The organism is Microcoleus sp. Z1_A1 (genome assembly GCF_036700305.1).
GTDB lineage: Bacteria > Cyanobacteriota > Cyanobacteriia > Cyanobacteriales > Microcoleaceae > Microcoleus.
The window spans coordinates 158,951-180,603 of record NZ_JAUBOR010000006.1; the positions used below are offsets into that span (position 1 = coordinate 158,951).

The window sequence follows — 21,653 nt, forward strand, 5'->3', positions numbered from 1 at the left end:
TACTAGCGGTTTCAACCGCCTAGTTCCTAATCTAATAAGTCAGGTTCCCGACGCACTATCATGTCATAAAGCGGTTGAAAGCTAAACCATCCCATGCGGTGAGACCCTACTTGTTGCTGTGTCAAACGCGCACATTCTGGCTTGATGAGAATTGGTTTTCCCGCTGCTTCGGCCATTAACTGCGCTTGACAAGAACGTTCCATTGCAATAAACCACCAAGCCGCTTCATCTACTGTTTGACCTACTGTTAACAGTCCGTGATTTTGTAAAATAATCGCTTTTTTCTCACCTAAAGTTTTGGCGATGCGTTTAGCTTCTTCGATTTCCAAAACAACTCCGGTGTAATCGTCAAATAAAGCTTGGTCTTCATAAAAAGAACAAGCATCTTGCGTCAGCGGGTCAAGCAGGCGGCCCAAACTCGACCAACTTTTGCCGTAGGGAGAATGGGCGTGGGCAGCTGCAATTACGTCGGGGCGGGCGCTGTGCACTTGGGAATGAATGGCAAATGCTGCTTCGTTGACGGGTTTATTTCCTTCAACAACTTCGCCTTTGTGGTTGACTAAAATTAGGTCGCTGACTCGAATTAAACTAAAGTGCATTCCAAAAGAATTGACCCAGAAATGGTCGAGGTGTTCGGGGTCGCGGACGGTGATGTGTCCGGCAATTCCTTCGCTGAATCCGAAGCGGGCAAATAATCGGAATGCGGCGGCTAAACGCTGTTTTCGGTGGCGGCGTTCTTCTTCAACTGAGTTGAATGTTGGGGGTTGAAAAGTGACTTTAGGGATTTTTATTGCAACCATAGATTTTATTTTGTAATGTAGAATTGGTAATTGCTAATTGTGGGGCAGGCATCTTGCCGGCCCTACTGACTGGCGACTTCACTAAGGCGCAAACCAGATATATTTTGGCAGTCGAAAGTGGCGTTGTTGCCGGGGCGACGTTCTATTAATTCGATGATTTGTCCGGCGGGGTTTTGCAGAAACCACTGGGTTAATGAGCCGTAGTCTAGAGGACGCTCTGATAGCGGTTTAAAGTTTTTATTTTGCCATATTTTAGCAGCATTCTGCACGTTTTCGACTCGAATCGCGACGTGGTGAACTGCTTCTAATCCTCTTTCTTGCTGAAAGCGGTTTTTTTGGTCGCCGGCTGCGTGGGGCGCATCTAATACTACTAAGCCGCCCGCTGGCATTAATAAAGTCATTAAATGCAGCCACAAGTCGGAGGGAACGTTAATGTTTTCCGCACAAAAGTTAATCGGGAACAAGTCGGGGCCTTCGACAATTTTGGCGCCGAAGGGGTAAAAAGATTCGGCGTAGTTTTCTAGTTCGGTGCGGCTAGGGAATGTGAGGACAAAGTGGTCGATCGCAACTTGTTCGCCGTACAGGTGTGTTTCAAACGTCCAGGTTGTTAAAAATTCGGGAGTGATAAATTTGGGGTTGAATTCCAGCAAGCCATTTTTTTCGATGAAAGGTGAGTCAAAATGGCCCTCAAGGTTGCGATCGAACTTTAGGGTTTTTAGATTCAAGTTTTTCATGTATCTCACCCAATGTTAAGTCCGCCAAACGGCGAATTTTGTCTACAAGCTGAAGTTGACACACATTTGGTGCGCCTTAATTCAAAAATAACACAAAATTTAATATAGGCGAGCCGATCGCAACTCCCAAACCTTTACAAAGCAAGTATTCCCCAATCTAAAATCTAAAATCGGATGGTTTGCCGATCGCGTTCCCGGCCAACCACGCCGTAGTCCAGGCACTTTGGAAGTTGAAACCGCCCGTCACTCCGTCGATATCCAAGATTTCGCCCGCAAAGAAAAGTCCGGGACAGCGGCGGCTTTCCATTGTCTTAAAATCGACTTCTTTGAGGTTGACACCGCCGCAGGTGACGAACTCTTCTTTAAAAGCGCCTTTTCCGGCAACCTGATATTCGCCTTGAACGAGTTCTTGCAGGAGGCGATCGAGGATTTTATTCGATAAGTCGGCCCAGCGTTTTTGCTCATCAATGCCGATCGAACTTGTCAAGCGTTCCCAGAGGCGGCGCGGCACCGGAAACGGACAGCTAGAGACAATCAATCGGTGCGACAACTGGGACTTAACTGCTAGCAGTTGCTGCCGCAAAACTTCCGCATTGTACTGGGGAAGCCAATTAATCAGTACAGATGTTTTATAATGGCGATCGTGCAAAAATCTCGCACCCCAAGCCGAAAGTTTGAGTACAGCCGGCCCGCTTAAACCCCAGTGAGTAATTAGCAAAGGCCCGCTTTGTTCTAATTTAGCTCCCGGCAATTTCACCTTAGCATTAGGAACAGAAATTCCGGCTAAATCTTTGATTCTGCTATCGGAAATATTAAAAGTAAATAGAGAAGGAACGGGCAGTTCTACAGTATTACCCAACTCTTTTGCCCACTTATAACCCGATGGATTGCTGCCTGTAGCGAGAAGAATGCGATCGCACTTTAAACTCTCCCCCGACTTCAACTCAATTTCAAACCTAGGGGCGGTGTCCCCCTGTTTGCCCTCTGCGGTGTTGCCCGTTAACTTCTTTACTGAAACTACTGCATCCCCGGTGCGAATTTTTACGCCTGCATCCTCAGCAGCGCGGATCAAACAGTTAACAATTGTCGCCGAATCGTCGGTGATGGGAAACATTCGCCCGTCTTCTTCGGTTTTCAACTTCACACCGTGACCTGCAAACCATTCTACAGTATCGCGGGGTTGAAATCGAGTAAAAGCACCGCGCAGAGCTTTCCCTCCTCTGGGGTAATTCTGCACTAAAACACCCGGGTCAAAACAAGCGTGAGTCACGTTGCAGCGCCCGCCACCAGAGATGCGAACTTTTGCCAGGAGTTGCCGGCCAGCTTCTAGTAAAGTGACGCGGGCCTGCGGGTAGGTTTTGGCACAGGTAATTGCACTAAAAAAACCAGCAGCACCGCCACCTATGACTGTAATTTTGAGCATTCGATCGGACAAATTTTTTCTCGCTTATTCTGGTTCAAAATCGGATTTTGCCGCCCCGCAAGTGGGACAAACCCAATCGTCGGGGATATCTTCAAAGGGTGTACCGGGAGCTATGCCTCCGTCGGGGTCGCCTACTTCTGGATCGTAGACGTAACTGCAAACTGTACAAACGTATTTTTGCATTTGCTTAACTCAATTTTATATTGCAAGCTTATAGATTGTACTGGACAACGCAACCTAGTGCAATACCAATTTCAAACAGTAATGAGACTTTCGGCCATTACCAAATTCTTAAAAATTAAGTTTTTCACAATTATAAAATATAAAATATACACTCCTGGAGGCACTCCGACAAAGAAACCGGGTTTTTTACCGAATCTACGGGTTCCAACGCGTCTTTTCGTAAAAAAACCCGGTTTCTGGGCCCCCCATGCCTAAGTCCTAATCTAATTAAGTCTTGCACCAATCTAAAACCTAAAATCTAAAATCGTCAAAGCCTCCAAAACCGCAGTTCTAGAGGCTCGATCGTATTTTTTATTAGTTTGCTGCGATTGCAAGACTAGACTTTCGCTAAAGGCTTAGTCCAAACGCCGTTTTCATCTTCTTCGTACTGCTGGTGAATGGCGTCCCAAGCAGTGTGTTCCGCTTGTATCGAGTCGTTGCTTTCATCAAATGCGGCGTTGTAGGATTCCATAAAGGTTTTTTGAGCAGCTTCCGACAGGTGCGATCGCACTTCTGGAGATAAGTCTGCCGGACTATTGCAGCGACCTTTGACGGCGCGCGGCAGCGTCATTTCGCTAACTGAAACTTCTTCGCCGCCTGCACTTTCTAGCAAGAGTTGAAATTCGCCCGATCGGTCGGCGGCGACTTCTGCCATCACGAGAAACTCGCCTGCTTCAACGCGGGTTTGATAGATAGTTGCTTTGTCTTCCGGCATTCCCAAGGTGACTAAAGCGGAAACTAGACCCGCACCGGCCGAACCTGCGATCGCGCCGCTAGCTGCACCCAACAGTACCGCACCCAGCGGGCCCGCCGATACTACTGCACCGACAAAGGGAATAAACAGCACGCCGACGCCTGTTAGCAAACCCAAAAAAGAACCGAATAATGAACCAAAAATCGCCCCGCTTCGCAGACCGCCTAATATCACATCTTTTTTAGTAATAAAGCCGGCAATTTTAGTTTTAGATTGAAAGTTTTTTCCCATTACTGAGATGTGGTCGCGGGAAACTCCGCGATCGAGCAACCGCCGAATTACGCCGTCTAATTGTTCTTCTTCCTTAAATACGGCTGAAACTGTTCGTTCGGCTAAGTATTCCTCGGTCATTGTTCCTCCTTGATCGTTTCTCGATTAGTTATGCTGGTTTTCAGTATAGGAGGACGCTGTAGGGCGATCGCATCGACCGCGAGATAGAGGTCGATGCGACTGTGGCTAGATTGAGTCTATATCAAAGGAGTTAAAGAGGCTGGTAGTTTCCGGTGCAATCGGTTATTTCAAGCTTTTATTCATATCTAATGTACTCAGCTAAAAACACCAATTGATTTATCATTTCTTCGGCTGACTTAGCAGCAATCAAGTTAAAAAAAACCCGCAACTGATCGCCAATCGAGTACCGCTGTTGCACTCCCATAATAATTCCAGCATGACCGATATTTTGGGCAATAAAGGTACTGTGCAAACGACAAAAATCTTTAGTGTTGAAACTGTATATGGCACGCCCTTGCTCCGCTGCCCAGATCAGTTGTTCCTCATCTTAACAGCTAAGCTTGTTAGCGTCCGAGGTAGTTATTACGTCTACACCAGAGGTTCGCAGAGCGAGTATCAGCGAGCGTTGGAGAATATCCTCATCCATGTATAAACAAATTCGGCTCACGATAGCTTACCTGCCATATATTCTGCTTCCAAACGGTCATACTCTTCGTAGTAAGCTGCTATTTCGGCGTCCGTTGCTTCCTTGTTCGCGTAATAGTAAGTGAGTGCTGCATAAATTTGTGCTAAAGTCAAATGCGGTCTTTCATCAATGATTTGCTGGGGAGTCATCCCGGCATTAAAATCAATAGCAATATTCTCTACCGTAATTCTAGTTCCTGCAATTCGCGGGCGGCCGCCACAGGTTCCCGGCGTGCGGACAATTAGCGTTCCTATCTCAACAGCAGTTGTCATATTTACCTAGATTGAGTTAACTTTATTCTATTGTAACGCAGCTTCATTTCTACCCGATCGCATTTATCCAGGTTAATCAATGCCATTAGCACCCCTGTTTCCTGTCGTTCATCCCATTCTCAAATCGGCTTTTCCCGGATGTCTGTGGACGGGAGATATCAACAGCCGAGAAATTGCCCTCACATTTGACGACGGGCCTCACCGTCAGCACACACCTCAACTGTTAAAAGTTTTAGATAAATACGACATCAAAGCTAGTTTTTTCTTGCTAGGTTTTTGCGTGGATAGGCATCCAGAAACGGCTAAGGAAGTTTGCGATCGCGGACACTGGATCGGTCTCCACGGCTACCAGCATATATCGTTTCCCAAACTCAAAACCCACGAACTCAAACAAAGTTTAGAAGACACGCAAAAAGCAATTGCCAAAGCTTGCGATTTAGACCCAAAATTAATCCTGGACGTGCGGCCACCCAACGGCATTTTTACGCCGCGAACACTAGAGTTATTGCAACAGTGGGAATATCGCCCTGTAATGTGGAGTGTCGTCCCGGAAGATTGGGTGAGGCCGGGGGTTAGGAAAGTTATTAGTCGCATCGTGCAGCAAACAGAAAACGGATCAATTATTGTACTGCACGACGGCTATTGCGGTGGCGAAGATGTGGCAGCCTCTGCGGATAAAATAATTCCATTGCTTTTGTATAAAGGTTACAAATTCGTGACAGTCGATCGACTGTGGGAACAAGTTTCTGCATGATTGTGTCACTGCAATCCCAAGCGCAGCAATAGCCAAGCTTTGAAATTGCTTCGCAATTCTCGGAATCACTGCGCGGCTGTGAAGGCGCTAGTCATGAGTATGTTAAGAGAAACAGGTTAAAATACCTAGTATTCTATAAAATTTGCTTCGGTTTCGATCGCCAATTGGTAAGTAGAGGAGTCTGTTCTATGATTCGATCGCACAGATGGCAAGCTATCATCGGTTTACTGGTAGCCCTGGGGATAATCATCGGGAATTTAGTGTTTCCGGGCATGAATGTACCCCCGGCATTTGCTCAAGCCAAATTTACGGATGTTAACAACCATTGGGCGCAAGCTTGCATTGAGGAGTTAGCACAGAAAAAAATTATCAGTGGCTATTACGAAGACGGCACTTTTCGCCCGAATCGCCCCGTCAGCCGCGCTGAGTTTGCGGCCATGGTTCGCATGGCTTTTCCAGATGCCCAAACCGTCCGATCTCCGATCGGCTTTGCAGATATTCCCACAAATTACTGGGGTTTTAAAGCAATTCGAGAAGCTTATCAGACGGGTTTTATGTCCGGTTACAGCGGCAGTATTTTTAACCCGACATTGAATGTTACCCGCTGGCAGGTTTTGGTAGCTTTAACCAGCGGCTTAAAATATACACCCGCAGGGCCGGCGGCTGAGATTTTGGATGCGACTTTTGAAGATGCGCGGGACATTCCCGAACTGGCTAGAAGTGCGATCGCCGCCGCCACAGAAAAACAACTTGTAGTCAATTATCCGGCTGTTAAACAGCTAGAACCTACTCGGAATGCTACTCGCGCCGAAGTAGCAAGTTTTTTCTGTCAGGCGATCGCCAAACCCGGCCAAACTGCCTTAATTCCTTCGGAATATATCGCCCAAGTTCCGGCGAATATCGGCCCGCCTCGAACAACAGAAACCTCGGAAGCGGGAAAAGTTCGGGCGGAAGTTTCTTTCGTAAAAGAAGCAGAAAATGCTAAAAATCTCCGCATCAAAATTATCCGTGACGGTAAAATTTTATTAGAAGAACCAGTGCTGATTCCGACTCGCTCTCTAGTAGATAATCCAGACAAAAGAGCCAGCGAAGAAATAGCAGAAGGACGTTTTTTATCGCTGCGAATTCGTGATTTAGACGGGGACAAGGAACCGGAAGTGCTGGCAGATTTAGTCTCAACCAAAAGCGGTGTCCGCTGCTGCAATTATTCGTTTATTTACCGCTACGATTCGGCAGCTAGCAAATACACTCATCTCAAGCATTTCTGGGGCAATGTGAGTTACGAAATTGTCGATTTGGGCAAAAATGATATCCCAGAGTTTAAGAGTCAGGACGGCAGATTTTCCGAGGCATTTACAAATTACGCTGATTCTCGCTTTCCGCTGCAAATTTGGCAGTACCGCCAAGGTAAAATGCAAGATGTTAGCAAACAGTATCCGGTGGAAATATACACGAATTCTGCTGAGCTTTGGCTGGAATCTAACAAGCGTCTGAGTGAAGATGGGGAGGTGAAGGGGGTTTTGGCGGCCTTCATGGCGAACAAGTATGTCATGGGCCAGGAGGCGGAAGGTTGGCAATTGTTGGAGAGGGTTTATCAAGGGCGCGATCGCACTCAATTCTTCGGGAAGTTGCGGGATTTTTTGGTAAGTACGGGCTATGCTAGTAAGTAGATTTGGAGGTTTTTAACCGCAGATCAACACGGATAAACGCTGATAATATCTGTAGGGTCGGGTTTTACGAATAATATCTAATTCCTACTAACAATATTATTAAACCCGCCCCCCTACAACAGATAACCCAAGTCAACTATTCATCAAATTTACCGTCACATATTATATTTCTTAAATAAATTAAATTACTACTCACATCTTGCCCCATTCTCCAGAACAGGCTTTCCGGCCTGTTCCACAAAGAGTGAATTTTCTTGTGGAACAGGCCGGAAAGCCTGTTCATAAAAAGCTTATTGAGAATGGTGCAACATCTCAGTTACTAACAACTTGTGAATAAATACCAAAAACTGTGGCTTTTTGAAGCCCCAAGCTAAAATAAGTATAAAATATCAGACATTAAATCACTGAAAATGGTATATCCATCTGCACCTTGGAATCTGCAAGGTTATGCTGTTGGGACTTTACAATTGGTAGATGTGGCACGAGTGCGCCCCTTGGTTCCCTCTGAGTTAGAAATTGTCTCTTTATTGCCCGGAAAAACCCTAGGCGGCATTTATATATCCTCCTATGGGTTGGGTTCGGTGATGGAGTACAATGAGTTAATTGTAGTTAGCGCGATCGCCAATTATGCAGGAAAATGGGGCGCTTGGATTTCCCATATTTACGTAGACAATCCTAACTCGGTAGCCGGCGGGCGGGAAATTTGGGGACTTCCTAAAGAATTAGCTACATTTAGTTGGGAAGGTAGCGATGCGGTAAAAGCAGCACCGCTAGGCTACCGCGTCACAGTTAGCCAAGGAAACCGTCAACTGTGCAGTTTCAATTACAGCCAGCAAAGCTTAGCCTTACGGGTGCCTTTTAGCGGAAATGTTTTCAGCGCTGACAGCAGCAATTTGCTATTATTTAAAGGAGAATTGGGTTCTAGAATCGGCTTGATTAGAGGCGAACTAGAAATACCTGAAGAAAGTCATTTTGCCAATTTAAACTTAGGTCAGCCCTTGCTAACAGTTGCCTGCGAAGATATGCGTTTAATTGCAGGTGCGCCTGAAGTTGTGGGAAACAGAGCCGTTGAATTCACTTATTAGCTGTAAAGTGCGGATCTTCGCCGTAAACCTAAAAAAACACAACAGCCAGAAACCAGGTTTCTTGAAGAAGCCTGGTTTCTGGCGCGGCGTATTAGTTTGAGCTACTTAGGATGGCGAATTAAATAATTTACACTCTTGAAAGTCGGAAGTAGGAGTTGGGCACTCTTAGCCCGCCCTTTCTGGACGGGCGGGACGCCCATCCCACAAGAACCATCAAAATTCTAAGTTATTTAATTCTCATTCCTTACTAATCTTTTTGAGGACTTACGCATCAAACGGCTAAAAACCCGGTTTCTTCCTAGATGCGTCGTTACCAAACCCAATATTCTCCGAGAAAGCGGTTTTTTTTTCGTAAGTCCTATTTTTAAATGCCAGCCCCCGGAGCGGCTTCAGCACCCATTTCTAAAATTGTACCGCGAAGGAAATCAATTTGCTGCTGGAAATCCATGCCCTCTATCTTTCCTAATAAAGCTTTTCCTGCGTCGGGAAGTTGATAGTCTGGAGGCACAGGAATAATAGTTCCTTCGTCCATTCCTACCGCTAGGAAATACCAAAAAGCCAGCTTGGTTTCAGGACTCATCGAGCCGTACATCCGGCTGATTTCGGTATTGGCTTTTGAGGCAATGTCGCGCATTACTTGTAGTTGTTCTTCGTGGGGCAGCGGCTTGACTTGCTCGAACAAACCCTGAGCGATTTCGGAACCGGAAGCACCGGGAGCCGCTGGCGTTATTGACTTGCCCATTTCGGTGTAAACAAACCACAGCAAACCTAATTGGTCGTCTACACTCAACTGCTTAATATCTGCTTTTCCTTGGTCGTAAGCACTGGTAGTAAAGGTCATTCAAGCCTCCAAAATAATATGTATTGCTCAGTTTTCTTATTTTTGAGAAAACTTTTGTTTGCTACTTAAGTTAAAGTACCTAATAAATAGTGATGCTAGAATCTTGCTTAAGACAGAGATGATCCCGGACATAAGTTCGGCGAGTAAATTCACAAAAATTGGGAAAAAGTGCAACCAAAGGATGAGGCAAATTTGACAAGATTGTTGTTAGCGAAGCTCATGATTAGCATTGTTTAGCCGATCGCCGATCGCCTATAATCGCAACATACCTGTATTGAGGTGGCTGTTATGTCGATCGCAACTGCAAAACGTTTCACCATAGCGGAATATCATCGCCTGACAGAACTGGGGTTCTTTGGTGAGGACGATCGAGTTGAGTTAATCAAGGGAGAACTTGTGAAAATGGCAGCTAAAGGTACCGCTCACTCTGTTTGCGAGACACGCTTGGAACGCGAGTTATTTAAGCTGCTGGGAGAAAGGGCGACACTGCGAGGGCAACAACCGATTATTCTGCCGGATGACAGCGAACCTGAACCCGATCGCGCGATCGTGCAAAATCGCCCTGATGACTATTTATCCTGTCACCCCACAACAGCGGATATATTGTTACTGATTGAGATTGCGGATTCTTCTTTGAATTACGACAAACAAGTCAAGTTGCCCCTTTATGCTGAAGCGGCTATCTCTGATTATTGGATATTTAATTTATTAGAAATTTGTTTGGAATGTTACAGCGAACCTTATCAGAATTCGCAAGGCAAATTTGGTTATCGCGTCAAGAGAATTTTTCTGCCTAACGAAACAGTTGCCCTCCCTAATTTTGGGGATTTGTCCCTAGATTTATCTAAAGTATTTCCTCCTAGTTCGATCGGCGATAAATAATATCGTTTTCGGTGGCATCGGAATCATATATTTGGATAATGTCAGTGCGAGCGTCCTCGCTCGCGGTATGGATCGCGAGCGAGGACGCTCGCACTGCATAATAATTCCAATGCCACCAAATCAACCGGACATGATATCATTCCAAAGAAAATAGGCTGGCAAACAGCCAGCCTAGAATCAGGAGAACTTTATTTCAAACTCGTTGAAAATCTAGCTAAACAAACCCGAAATCCCGTTGACTGCTATTGCTCCAGCCAAAGCCGAAACAACCACAGAAGTCAGAGCCGTACCGAACAGCCACCAAGCTGCGGCGGCTGCCGCTTCGCGCGCATCTTCTGCTTGCTGCTTGGCCTTGTTCTTGAGCTGTTTGATGCGTTTTTTGGTTTCATTTTGCAGGCGTTCCGATCGCAATAAAACGCTGTCCCTGGCTCCTTCCATTTGGTCAACAATTCGGTGAGCGTCAGTCTCGGAAATATCGGAACGAGAACTCAGCAGGGCAACTAAAGTACCGCGATCGAACTCACCTAAACGCTCTTTAATCGCGTCAAATCCGGCCTGCGGGTCGTCAAACACTTTGCGTAAGTCCCGCTTGATTCCCTCGTAGTTGAGCTCTGGTCGATCGAGCGAATTGAGGTAATCCCGGATTTTCCCGAAAATACCATCCATTGCTGACTGAAACTTGTCCTGAACCATTTGAACTTGTTCGACAATTTGGTTGCGGACAGATTCAATTTGGTCGGCAATTCTGTTAGCTTCATCGAACGAGATGTCTTCCCGCTGCGACAGCAATGCTACCAGAGTCGATCGATCGAAGTGCTTCAGGCGATCGCCCAAACTTTGCATCCCCATTCCTGGCTCGCTAAACAGCAACTGCAAATCGCGTTTGATGCTTTCAGGATTGAGTTCTTCCTTGTCCGTATTCCGCAAGTAATTTTCCAAACTTCCTTGGAAATCCCGGACTGTTTTTTGAGCGCGAGATGCCAAGCGGCGGGGCGATTTCACGATGCTGCGAATCGAATCTTGCACGCGATCGATCGTCCGATTGATCTGTTCTTCGCTCAAATCTTCCCGCTGCGAAAGCAGCTTGACTAAAGTTTCGCGATCGACCTGAGAAAGTCTGTCCCGAAGTGCCAAAGCACCCTCTTTCGGATTTTCAAACAATTTAGTCAAATCCCGATTGAGGCCTTCTGGATCGAGTTCTTCCAGGTTTGTATTCCGCAGGTACTCGCCAATTTTTGCAGTAACTTCCTCGTACTGTTGCTTAGCTCTATCTGCCACTATTTGCGGCGCGTGGATAATGTTGTCGCGCACAGATTCGATCCGGTCGATCGTCTGATTGATCTGTTCTTCGCTGAGGTCTTGGCGCTGTGACAGCAACTGCACCAGCGTATCGCGGTCGAATTGAGACAAGCGTTCTCTCAGCGCTTTGAATCCGGCTTCCGGGTCGTTTAACAGCGTTTGAAACTCGCGCTCGATCGCTTCAGGATTGAGTTCTTCCTTATTAGTATTGCGGAGATAGTCTTCTACCTTTTGCCGCAATTCTTGGGCTTTCGATTTCGCTTGCTCTTGCAATTCTTGAGCTCTTGAAATTACGCGATCGCGCGAACTTTCGAGCTGCCCGATTAACCGATCGGCTTCCTCTGGACTGAAATCTTCCCGCTGACCCAGCAACTGCACCAAAGTATCGCGGTTAAACTGCGACAGGCGATCGCGCAAAGCCTCAAAACCAGCATCGCGATCGTCCAAAAGCGCTTGGAAATCCCGCTCGATACCTTCAGGATTCAATTCTTCCTTGCCGGTCGATCGCAAATAATTCTCAATCCGACTCCGCAAATCTTGAGACTGTTCTTCACCAGCAGCAGCTTGCACAATTTCCAACACTTCTTGTCGGACACCTTCAAGCTGTTCGGCAATTTCCGTCACCTGTTCAGGAGCAAACCCCTCACGGCGGCCCAGAATCCCTACAAAATAATCGGGATTAAACATTTCTAACTGGCGCAAAACCGCCCCAGGAGAAGCTTCCGGGTCATAAATAACATCCCTAAATTCCTGCTTGATTGTCTCCCGGTTGAGATGCCAAGGTTGGGCATTCATCAAGTAGTTTTCCACATCAGCCTTAGCTGTATTGAAAGGCAGCGCAGGCACTTTGTCGCCCACCTTAGAAGCCAAAGATTTCGCTTGTTCCGTCCCTTTGGCTGTCAGTTGTTGCAACTGACCAGAGATTTTTTCAACATCCAAATCAGACAAATCCGTCCGCGACAAAACAGTGCCCACCAGAGATTCCACACCCAACTGCATCGCTCGCTTCATGCCGCTGCTGGATTCCGATTTGTTTTCCCTACTTTCGAGAATTTGAGACAGCTTGGCGTTGAGTTCGTCAGACTTCAGCAAATCGGGAGCCGCAAACTTGAGAAAATCAACCAACTCTAAATTCGGGTCTTTCTGCTCTTGCTGCTTGCCGAAAGTTTGCTTCCAAACGCCTTCGAGTTGGTCAGCAACTTGAGTTATTTCCTCTTGAGAAAAGTCTGTGCGACTCTTAACTAAATCAACAAAAGTCTGGCGGTTAACATTCTTCAGAACGTCGCTTCCCGCAAGAGATTTGATATCTGCATCGCCCAGCAACTTTTCAAATTGACCGCGAATTTCCTTAACATCTAGTTTCGGTAACTGCAAAGAACCCACATAATCTTGCAGTGTTTCGCGAATGCTATCCGGGTCTACCGCCGAACTCAACTCGCGGCGGACAGCGGCAACAGATGCCTCTACAGTATTGACCATTTGGTCGCTAGCCATCTTGCCGCCGATCGCAGCACCAGCACTACCCATCACGCCTTGAACGCCTGAAAAAGCAGTTTTTATCAAGGAACCCATCATGGAACCGACGGCGCTAGAACCGAGCCACACCAGCGTTAAAAAGTACGCCGACCAAATGACCACACCAATAATTGCCGCTCCGTCTACCGAGGCAATTGAAGTTAGTTTTACTGCCAGAAAACAAGCCAAAAATAAAGCCAGGTTAACTGTGACTAAAATCCAACCCCCGACTAAACCTTCGATTTTCCGAACTTTCTTGCCTAAAGTTTCGGACTCATCATCATCGTCATCGTCGGGTAAAGCCTCGTCCCAATTTGAGATTTTGGCGGCAATCGAGAAATTGGTTAACAGGAATTGGAAGCCGAAAGCCATGATGACTCCGGCGATTAAGGCCACGAAAAACTGAGGGCTTAAAAACATCAGCCCTCCGATATCGGGGTGCTCAAATGGCACATCTATTTCTACTGGCATTTCTACTGGCATTTGGGCCATATTGAATTTGGGACTGTACAGCGAAATTAATAACTCGCTTTCAAACATAATTTACCTCCTAAGTTTTTATGCCTAACTCGGCACATCGAAAACGGCCCCCAACTTTTTTTGAGGGATCTTTGTAATCTTTAGATGATGTTTTATTTGGGTTCGGATTTATCTTACTGAAGCCCTTATTAGTGAAATTGGGATGAGCGGTTAATCAGTTATCTAGTGATCTCATCCTTACTGCTTATTATGGCTCTGGAAGCTAAAAAATAAATCCGTCTAAAGTCAGAAATTAGTTTTCAAGGGATTAGTAGCAGCAGAGTTCGCATCAAAGTGGCAAGTTTGATGCGGGGGCTGCCACCCATTATCAATAGTAGTAAAGTAATTTTCGGCGCACCCTACATATCGTAGAGTACGCTACCGAGTTAGGATTCTGTTTGATTGTTAGGGTCAAAACGAGCTAGTAATTCCCGGCGTTCGAGATCCATACTCAGTCGCGCGATTTCAAGAAATTCTAGTTGAATCAAAGGCTCAATTATTTGGGCTAATTCTTCATCAATTTCGCCAAATCTTACTTGTAATATACTCTCAACATTCTGGCGTTTACCTTGCTGAATACCTTGCTCGATACTTTGCTGAATACCTTGCTCGATACCTCGCCGAGTTGCTTCTTCAAGCCGTTGTAAATAGAGCGGTGACAGTTCCATAATTAACTCCAGATTTTCTCGATATATAATAAATAGTAAAGTGATATTTAGCGCACCCTACCGATTGTAGAGTACGCTGCTGAGTTAGGATTCGGGTTGGTTTTTCGACGCATCAAAATGAGCTAGCAATTCAGAGCGATCGAGCTGCCTAATTAGTCGCGTGCGATCGAGGGGTTCTAGCTCAATCAAAGGCTCGATTATTTGGGTTAATTCTTCATCAATCTCGCCAAATTTTACTTGTAGCATACTCTCAACTATCAGGCGTTGAGCGCGCTGCATAGCTTGCTGCATACCTTGCTGAATACCTTGCTGCATACCTCGCTGAGTTGCATCTTCCAACCGTTGCAAGTAGAGGGGTGACAGTTCCATAATTAACTCCCGATCTTCTCGATCTATGTCTTGACGTACTTCTAATATCGTTCGCAAGTTGTACAACAATTCTAACGCATTCAACCGAAAGACATTATCTGAGGGTAACTCTCTCAATTCGGCAATAGCTTGCTTCTGCACGTTTCCCTTCCCTAAAACTCTCAGCCACAGGGTTTCTGGAGTCCGGGGGAGTTGGTGAATGGCAATAATCGCTGCTTTCAGAGATGGGCCCATAAAATAAACTCCACTTACCCAATTTTCCGGTTCGGGAATCGCTCGAAATCCAGCTAATATCGTGTCGGAAACAGTCGGCGACAGTATCCAAAGTTGGGGCAAGTCTGCCTCTGCAATCCGGGTATTTTCTCTAACTGCCGCGCGTTCAAATTCGCCGTGGATATCGAAGAGTTTGCCCAGACAACTGCGAATTTCTCCGATTTGGACGGGGCTGCGGAAGGGTTCAAATACAGCGGGTTTTGCTGCAATTTGACCCAAAATGCCGAGGGCTGTTGCTTCGACTTCCGGTTCTGCTTTCGGGGAAAATAAAACGTCAACCTGCCTTACTTCTCCAGCAACATCCCGGCTGGTTTCTACATTACCGAGAGGGGTTAATAGTTCTTTCAGATACTGTTTAGCAAATTGGTCGTGAATAAATCTGGTCATGCGATTTTAGATTTTAGATTTTAGATTTTAGATTGGGAATTAGTTACGGGATATGGGTTTGGCGCTTGCCTAAAGTTGCATTATTTTTTGAATCCGGTCAATCCATTTTAGATTTTAGATTTTAGATTTTAGATTGAAGCATTCATCCCACGGATAAATACGTTCGGCAAGTTTCATCGGATACAGGTTTTTTATTCCTGGACGGATGAATCACGTGGCGGGTATCCTGGATGCTGTCGGTCATTAGAATGTAATTGCGCGTCATTCAACAAACATGATATCGGGTGCGCCGCAGCCTAGGCTACGAATTTTTCCCGCAGCATTTACCCTCACAGTTGCGAATGCTGCGAATACAGCCGTACTCCTCGAAACGTTGACTGTGTTTGCGAACCGTAGGATAGGCAATTAAATATAATGGAATTCCGATTAGTTTGTAAAGCAATCGACCAGCAGCATGAACAATATCCCAAATTTCGCTTAAATTAGGTTCTCGAACAAATTCTCCTATTTCATCTTTTAAGGCAAGCCACTGAGATTGCACAGTAGGAGAGTGACAATTATCAAAGACTGCCATACCTTTTTCGTAGTTTTGCCAAATTTTATTCATATATTTAATCAAATCGGGCTTAGTTCTGATAATATCAGAAGTTGATCTAAAATTACACTCATCCGGTATTTTAAGGAAATCAGCCATGCGACTATCTCAAATGCTTTTTGTTACCCTGCGCGAAGACCCGGCAGAAGCAGAAATTCCCAGCCACAAACTATTACTCCGTGCCGGATACATCCGGCGCATCGGTAGCGGAATTTACGCTTATCTACCTTTAATGTGGCGAGTTCTCAAAAAAGTATCTCAAATTGTGCGCGAAGAAATGGACGCTACCGGCGCTCAAGAATGTCTCCTCCCGCAATTGCAACCGGCCGATTTGTGGCGGGAATCCGGCCGCTGGGATACCTACACTCAAGCTGAAGGTATTATGTTTGCCATGACAGATAGGCAGCAGCGAGAATTGGGACTGGGCCCAACTCACGAAGAAGTAATTACTACAATTGCTAAAGATATGATTCGTTCCTATCGGCAATTGCCTTTACATCTTTATCAAATTCAAACTAAGTTTCGCGATGAAATTCGCCCGCGTTTTGGGTTGATGCGCGGTCGCGAATTCATTATGAAAGATGGCTATTCTTTCCACACTAACGAAGAAAGTTTGAAAAAAACTTATCAGGATATGGCTCAAGCTTATAGCAATATGCTGCGCCGATCGGGCTTGCAATTCCGAGCAGTAGATGCTGATTCGGGAGCAATTGGCGGCTCTGGTTCTCAAGAGTTTATGGTGTTGGCTGAAGCGGGGGAAGATGAAGTTCTTTATACTGAAGATGGTCAGTATGCAGCTAATGTGGAAAAGGCTGTATCGATGCCTGCGGATGTGGAACCGTCGCCCTTTGCAACGTTTGAAAAGCGGGAAACGCCGGGAACTGAAACAATTGATAAACTTTGCAAATTTTTGAAATGTTCTCCGACGCAAGTTGTCAAAAATGTGCTTTACCAAGCTGTTTACGACAATGGCATCACAGTCTTGGTATTGGTAAGCATTCGCGGCGACCAAGATGTGAATCAGGTAAAGTTGCTGAATGAATTGACGAAGTTAGCGGGCAATTATCAAGCTAAAACTGTTTTATTTTTGACTGTTCCCGATGCGGAAGCTCAGCGGAAATGGGCGGCTAAATCTTTACCTCTGGGTTATATGGCTCCGGATCTTGCTGATGATTATATCGCCTCCAACCCCCCCCAACCCCCCCTTACCAAGGGGGGGCAAGAAGACTCAAATCCCCCCCTTACCAAGGGGGGGCAAGAAGACTCAAATCCCCCCCTTACCAAGGGGGGGCAAGGGGGGGTATCTCCCAAGTTTTTGCGTTTGGTCGATCGCACAGCAGTTGATCTGACAAACTTTGTCACTGGTTCAAACGAATCAGGATACCACGTTGTCGGGGCTAATTGGAACAAAGAATTTCCCCTGCCAGCAACGGTTGTAGGCGTCAGAACAGCTAAAAAGGGCGATCGGGCAGTGCACAACCCCGAACAAACCTTGGAAAGTGCCAGAGGCATCGAAGTCGGCCACATCTTCCAATTAGGAACCAAATACTCCCAAGCAATGGGCGCCACCTACACCAGCGAACAAGGCGAAGAAATGCCCTTTGTTATGGGCTGCTACGGCGTCGGCGTGTCGCGCCTAGCTCAATCGGCCGTAGAACAATCCTACGACAAAGACGGGATAATTTGGCCAGTGGCGATCGCGCCGTATCACGCCATCATTAGCATCCCCAATATTTCCGACGCCCAACAAGTAGAAGTCGCCGAAAAACTCTACGCACAACTCAACCAATCTGGCATTGAAACCTTGCTAGATGACCGTGACGAACGAGCCGGAGTTAAATTCAAAGATGCTGATTTAATCGGCATTCCCTATCGCATTGTTCCGGGCCGTTCGCTGAAAGCAGGAAAAGTTGAAGTTGTGGAAAGAGCCACTCACCAATCACATGAAATTCTCATTGATGAAGTAAATTCTACTTTAAAACAGTGGATTGAAGCCGCCATCAACTAAGCCTTTATAATTGGTAAGGTGCGCGCACCGCGCACCTACATTTAGGCTCGCAATGTGCCCGGTGTACACCCTACATTAGCTCCCCTCTTTCTCTTCCTTATTCCCTCTTCCTGACATCCGTTACATCCGTTATATCAAATCCGTTGGCATCAGAATTATTCATCTCTCTCTTCCCTTTCTCTGTATCCTCTGTGTCCTCTGCGGTTTCCTCATTCCGATACAACCGGAATTGATATTACATCCGTTACATCCCGTACATTGCTCGTTGCCGAACTTCCCTCTTCCTTGAGATGTGAAATCCCCTAAAACTTAAAACTCGGTATGAATCTGAACCTAAATCAGTTTCTGCGATTCCCTCAATCCCGAATTGGGCGGTACTTAGCCCAAGTAACTGTCGTTGCTGTCGCTTACGCCGTGGGGGCGAGGCTAGCAATTTCAATTCAAGGTGTTAGTCCCTTTGCTGCCTCGGTGTGGCCACCCGCAGGAATTGCACAAGCTGGACTTTTGTTGTTTGGGAGTAAAGTCTGGCCAGCCATAGTTTTGGGTACATTCCTGCTAAATTTTGTTAACCCAAATGAACAGATATTTGCGGTTTGGCTGGGAGGAAACGCCGGGGCAATTCTGCAAGCTGTTTTTGCAGTAACTGCCCTGCGCTGGATGGGGTTTCGTCCATCTCTCGATCGCTTGAAAGATGTAGTTAATTTAATCTTGTTTGGCGGTCTAATTTCTACTCAAATCAGTTGTACGATTGGCGCGTTTTCCCTATATTTAGCGGGGAAAGTAGATAGGACAGAATATTGGTCGCTTCGGTGGGATTGGTGGTTGGGAGACACAATGGGAGTTTTAATTTTAACTCCCTTAATCCTAATATTTTTTCGCCCTAAAGTAACCGCCGAGCGTTTAAAAAGACAAACAGGCAGCCAGCAAAAATATTTAATTTGGCGGGCAGTATGGTTATTATTATTAATTGGGGTGAGCTGGCTGGTCTTTGTGTCGAAAACTGAAGCTTCTATTTCTAGTTATCCCCTGGAATATTTGCCGTTTCCTTTCATAATTTGGTCGGCGCTCCAATTCGGTCAACGAGCCGCTGTCCTAGCATCGTTCATTGTCTCAAGCATCGCAATTATGGGCAGTTCTCAGGGAGGGGGGCCGTTCATAGCCAAAGCCGAAAATATCACTCAGGCTATCTTATTTTTGCAAGCTTTTATGGCTGTAGTTACAATTACATCGCTGTTATTGGCAGCGACGGTAGCTGAACGCGCCGAGGCAGAAAATTCGCTGCGAGAAAGCGAAATTAAATATCGAGAATTGGTGGAAAATGCAAGCAGCATTATTCTGAAATTGGATGCTGACGGCAATATTACTTTTTTTAACGAATTTGCTGAAATATTCTTTGGCTACACTCAGGAAGAAGTCATTGGTAAAAATGCAATGGGAACAATTCTTCCGCAGACAGACATCGAAGGGAATAACTTACAGTTGGTTTATAATGAAATTTTACAAAATCCCGATCGCTTTACCAGCTATGAAAATGAAAACCTCCGACGCCGTGGCGATCGCGTTTGGGTATCTTGGGCAAATAAACCGCTGGTTAATTCAGCGGGAGAAATCCTGGGCATCCTCTGCATCGGCACAGATATCACCGCTCGCCGAAAAGCTGAAATAGCGCTGCTTCATCTGAATGAAAAGCTGGAAATCCGAGTTGAAGAGCGGACAAATGCCCTGAAACAAAGCGAACTTCAGCTACAGAAACAGAAATCGGCCTTAATTGATTTAGCCAAAAATAAAGCGCTGAATCAAGGCGACTTAACAAAGGCGCTTCAAGAAATAACTGAAACTGCTAGCCGTACTCTGGAAGTTGCCCGATCGAGCGTATGGCTGTACGATCGCACTAAATCCAAGATCGAGTGCCTGGATTTGTTCGATCGCGCTGTCAACCAGCACTCAGACGGTTTGCAATTAGCAGAAGCAGACTATCCTGTCTATTTCCAAGCACTGCGAGAAGAACGCGCAATTGCTGCCTTTGACGCGCAAAACGATTTTAGAACTAGAGAATTTGCGGAATCTTACCTACTTCCGTTCGGCATCACTTCCATGCTAGATACGCCGATTCAAATAGGCGGAGAAACAGCCGGAGTTCTCTGTTTAGAACACGTAGGAATGCCCCGCCGTTGGACTATTGAAGAACAAAGTTTCGCTGTTTCTCTAGCAGACTCTGTAACTTTCGCAATGGAAGCGCGAGAACGCCAGCGCGCTGAAGAAGCGCTGCGACAAGCTGAGGCAAAATACCGCAGCATTTTTGAAAATGCGATCGTCGGCATCTTTCAAACTACTCCCGATGGGGAATATCTCAGCGTCAACCCTGCTTTAATTCGTATTTACGGTTATAGTTCCTTTGAAGAGTTGAAGGGAACTTTAACTAATATTAACCGCCAGCTATATGTATGCCCAGAACGCCGCGCCGAAGTCATTAATTTAATGCGAAAAAACGGCAAAGTATCAGATTTTGAGTCTCAAGTTTACCGCCAAGATGGCAGTATAATTTGGATTGCGGAGAATGCTTATACTGTCTGCGACAGACATGGAAATTTGCTTTATTACGAAGGTACTGTTCAAGATATCACAACTCGCAAACAAGCTGAGGCAGCTTTGCGCTTAGAACAAGAAAAATCTGACCGTCTCCTGCTCAATGTTTTACCGCAAGCGATCGCCGATAGATTAAAACAAGACCAAAGCATCATCGCCGATACTTTTTCCGAAGTAACAGTATTGTTTGCAGATATAGTCGGTTTTACCCAAATTAGTTCCCAAATTTCTCCCCCGGAATTAGTTTCCTTGCTTAACGATATTTTTTCCACCTTCGATCGCCTAGCAGAAAGGCACGGTTTGGAAAAAATTAAGACGATTGGCGACGCTTACATGGTAGTAGGAGGGCTGCCCATGCCCCGCAGCGATCATGCAGAGGCGATCGCCCAAATGGCCCTCGATATGCAGCAGGCAATTACTGACTTCAGCAATCTCCACAATCAAGATTTTAGCATCAGAATCGGCATTAACACCGGCCCGGTTGTCGCGGGAGTTATTGGAATTAAAAAATTTATTTACGATTTATGGGGAGACACCGTTAACACCGCTTCCCGCATGGAATCCCACGGCTTGCCGGGGTGCATTCAAGTCACCTCTGCAATTTATGATATATTGCAGGACAAGTATGTATTTGAAAGTCGCGGCGCGATCGAAGTTAAAGGCAAAGGCCAGATGACTACTTATTTACTCAAATGCAGACAGTGACTTTAGTAAAGGTTTTTCTCTAAAAGTAAGGGCGATCGCACTCTCAAATGTGCGATCGCCCTTACTTTTACGCTAGCCAAGTTTTTTAAAGCTTGTACAGGTTAATTCCAGCTTCCTTCGCCATGATTTCCAAACCCTTGTTTTGCAAGGTTTTAATCGCCTTTGTAGAAAGATGCAATTTTACCCAGCGCTTCTCCTGCGGCCACCACACCCGCTTCCACTGCAAATTTGCCTCTTGCAACTTGTGAGTGCGGTGGTGCGAGTGAGAAACTGCAAAACCGTTATTAGCCTTCTTCCCCGTTAGCTGACATTTCCGTGACATACTTCCCTCCAGATTACCGTTTTTTTGCGTGCAGCCTCTCATTATACCCGAAGG

19 protein-coding genes are annotated in these 21,653 nt (G+C 46.0%); 6 read left to right on the forward strand and 13 right to left on the reverse strand.

Annotation, left to right across the window (positions count from 1 at the left end; all coding sequences use genetic code 11):
* Nucleotides 1–26: 26 nt before the first annotated feature.
* From QT973_RS06005 to QT973_RS06035, 7 genes are all read right to left on the reverse strand, one after another.
* Nucleotides 27–800 (reverse strand): class II aldolase/adducin family protein, encoded by a 774-nt coding sequence (locus QT973_RS06005; RefSeq protein ID WP_333208643.1) that lies wholly within the window; start codon nt 798–800, stop codon nt 27–29.
* Between the two features lie 62 nt (nt 801–862).
* Nucleotides 863–1,534, reverse strand: coding sequence for a hypothetical protein (locus QT973_RS06010; RefSeq protein WP_333208642.1), 672 nt, complete (start codon nt 1,532–1,534; stop codon nt 863–865).
* Nucleotides 1,535–1,691: 157 nt separating this feature from the next.
* Nucleotides 1,692–2,957: an NAD(P)/FAD-dependent oxidoreductase gene (locus QT973_RS06015; protein WP_333052905.1), complete on the reverse strand. Its 1,266-nt coding sequence runs from the start codon at nt 2,955–2,957 to the stop codon at nt 1,692–1,694.
* Nucleotides 2,958–2,981: 24 nt separating this feature from the next.
* Nucleotides 2,982–3,140, reverse strand: a complete 159-nt coding sequence (gene rd / locus QT973_RS06020) for a rubredoxin (RefSeq protein WP_333052904.1) — start codon at nt 3,138–3,140, stop codon at nt 2,982–2,984.
* Nucleotides 3,141–3,516: 376 nt separating this feature from the next.
* Nucleotides 3,517–4,284, reverse strand: coding sequence for a ChaB family protein (locus tag QT973_RS06025; RefSeq protein WP_333208639.1), 768 nt, complete (start codon nt 4,282–4,284; stop codon nt 3,517–3,519).
* A 175-nt stretch (nt 4,285–4,459) separates the two neighbouring features.
* Nucleotides 4,460–4,636, reverse strand: a complete 177-nt coding sequence (locus tag QT973_RS06030) for a hypothetical protein (protein ID WP_333052902.1) — start codon at nt 4,634–4,636, stop codon at nt 4,460–4,462.
* 191 nt (nt 4,637–4,827) lie between these two features.
* Nucleotides 4,828–5,121: a DUF433 domain-containing protein gene (locus QT973_RS06035; RefSeq protein WP_333052901.1), complete on the reverse strand. Its 294-nt coding sequence runs from the start codon at nt 5,119–5,121 to the stop codon at nt 4,828–4,830.
* A gap of 79 nt (nt 5,122–5,200) precedes the next feature.
* On the opposite strand from QT973_RS06035, the gene QT973_RS06040 reads away from it, so the two are divergent.
* The 3 genes from QT973_RS06040 to QT973_RS06050 all read left to right on the forward strand — a co-directional run bounded on the left by QT973_RS06040 (nt 5,201) and on the right by QT973_RS06050 (nt 8,630).
* Complete coding sequence (locus QT973_RS06040; RefSeq protein ID WP_333052900.1) at nt 5,201–5,875, forward strand: polysaccharide deacetylase family protein; 675 nt, start codon at nt 5,201–5,203, stop codon at nt 5,873–5,875.
* A 188-nt stretch (nt 5,876–6,063) separates the two neighbouring features.
* A complete protein-coding gene (locus QT973_RS06045) occupies nt 6,064–7,545 on the forward strand; it encodes an S-layer homology domain-containing protein (protein ID WP_333337656.1) in 1,482 nt (493 codons plus the stop codon).
* Nucleotides 7,546–7,955: 410 nt separating this feature from the next.
* Entirely contained in the window at nt 7,956–8,630 is a 675-nt protein-coding gene (locus QT973_RS06050) for an acetoacetate decarboxylase family protein (RefSeq protein ID WP_333052898.1), read from the forward strand.
* 364 nt (nt 8,631–8,994) lie between these two features.
* Here the strand turns inward: QT973_RS06050 and QT973_RS06055 are convergent, their stop codons facing one another.
* Nucleotides 8,995–9,471, reverse strand: coding sequence for an orange carotenoid protein N-terminal domain-containing protein (locus QT973_RS06055; protein WP_333052897.1), 477 nt, complete (start codon nt 9,469–9,471; stop codon nt 8,995–8,997).
* A 288-nt stretch (nt 9,472–9,759) separates the two neighbouring features.
* On the opposite strand from QT973_RS06055, the gene QT973_RS06060 reads away from it, so the two are divergent.
* Nucleotides 9,760–10,353, forward strand: coding sequence for a Uma2 family endonuclease (locus tag QT973_RS06060; RefSeq protein WP_333052896.1), 594 nt, complete (start codon nt 9,760–9,762; stop codon nt 10,351–10,353).
* A 210-nt stretch (nt 10,354–10,563) separates the two neighbouring features.
* Here QT973_RS06060 and QT973_RS06065 read toward each other — a convergent pair whose 3' ends face one another.
* The 4 genes from QT973_RS06065 to QT973_RS06080 all read right to left on the reverse strand — a co-directional run bounded on the left by QT973_RS06065 (nt 10,564) and on the right by QT973_RS06080 (nt 15,990).
* Nucleotides 10,564–13,707 carry an MFS transporter gene (locus QT973_RS06065; RefSeq protein WP_333390898.1) on the reverse strand — a complete coding sequence of 1,048 codons (3,144 nt, stop codon included), beginning with the start codon at nt 13,705–13,707 and terminating at the stop codon, nt 10,564–10,566.
* Between the two features lie 365 nt (nt 13,708–14,072).
* On the reverse strand, nt 14,073–14,354 hold the full coding sequence (locus tag QT973_RS06070) for a hypothetical protein (RefSeq protein WP_445243135.1): 282 nt from the start codon (nt 14,352–14,354) through the stop codon (nt 14,073–14,075).
* A gap of 84 nt (nt 14,355–14,438) precedes the next feature.
* Nucleotides 14,439–15,383 carry a hypothetical protein gene (locus tag QT973_RS06075; RefSeq protein ID WP_333262830.1) on the reverse strand — a complete coding sequence of 315 codons (945 nt, stop codon included), beginning with the start codon at nt 15,381–15,383 and terminating at the stop codon, nt 14,439–14,441.
* 301 nt (nt 15,384–15,684) lie between these two features.
* Nucleotides 15,685–15,990: a hypothetical protein gene (locus tag QT973_RS06080; protein ID WP_333106907.1), complete on the reverse strand. Its 306-nt coding sequence runs from the start codon at nt 15,988–15,990 to the stop codon at nt 15,685–15,687.
* 85 nt (nt 15,991–16,075) lie between these two features.
* Here QT973_RS06080 and proS point away from each other — a divergent pair, with 85 nt between their 5' ends.
* The gene (gene proS, locus QT973_RS06085; protein WP_333052891.1) at nt 16,076–17,986 is read left to right on the forward strand and encodes a proline--tRNA ligase; all 1,911 of its coding nucleotides are present in this window, start codon (nt 16,076–16,078) and stop codon (nt 17,984–17,986) included.
* 321 nt (nt 17,987–18,307) lie between these two features.
* The gene (locus tag QT973_RS06090) at nt 18,308–21,277 is read left to right on the forward strand and encodes an adenylate/guanylate cyclase domain-containing protein (RefSeq protein WP_333052890.1); all 2,970 of its coding nucleotides are present in this window, start codon (nt 18,308–18,310) and stop codon (nt 21,275–21,277) included.
* A gap of 85 nt (nt 21,278–21,362) precedes the next feature.
* On the opposite strand, the gene rpmB is transcribed toward QT973_RS06090, so the two are convergent.
* Nucleotides 21,363–21,599, reverse strand: coding sequence for a 50S ribosomal protein L28 (gene rpmB, locus QT973_RS06095; protein WP_333052889.1), 237 nt, complete (start codon nt 21,597–21,599; stop codon nt 21,363–21,365).
* Between the last annotated feature and the right edge of the window lie 54 nt (nt 21,600–21,653).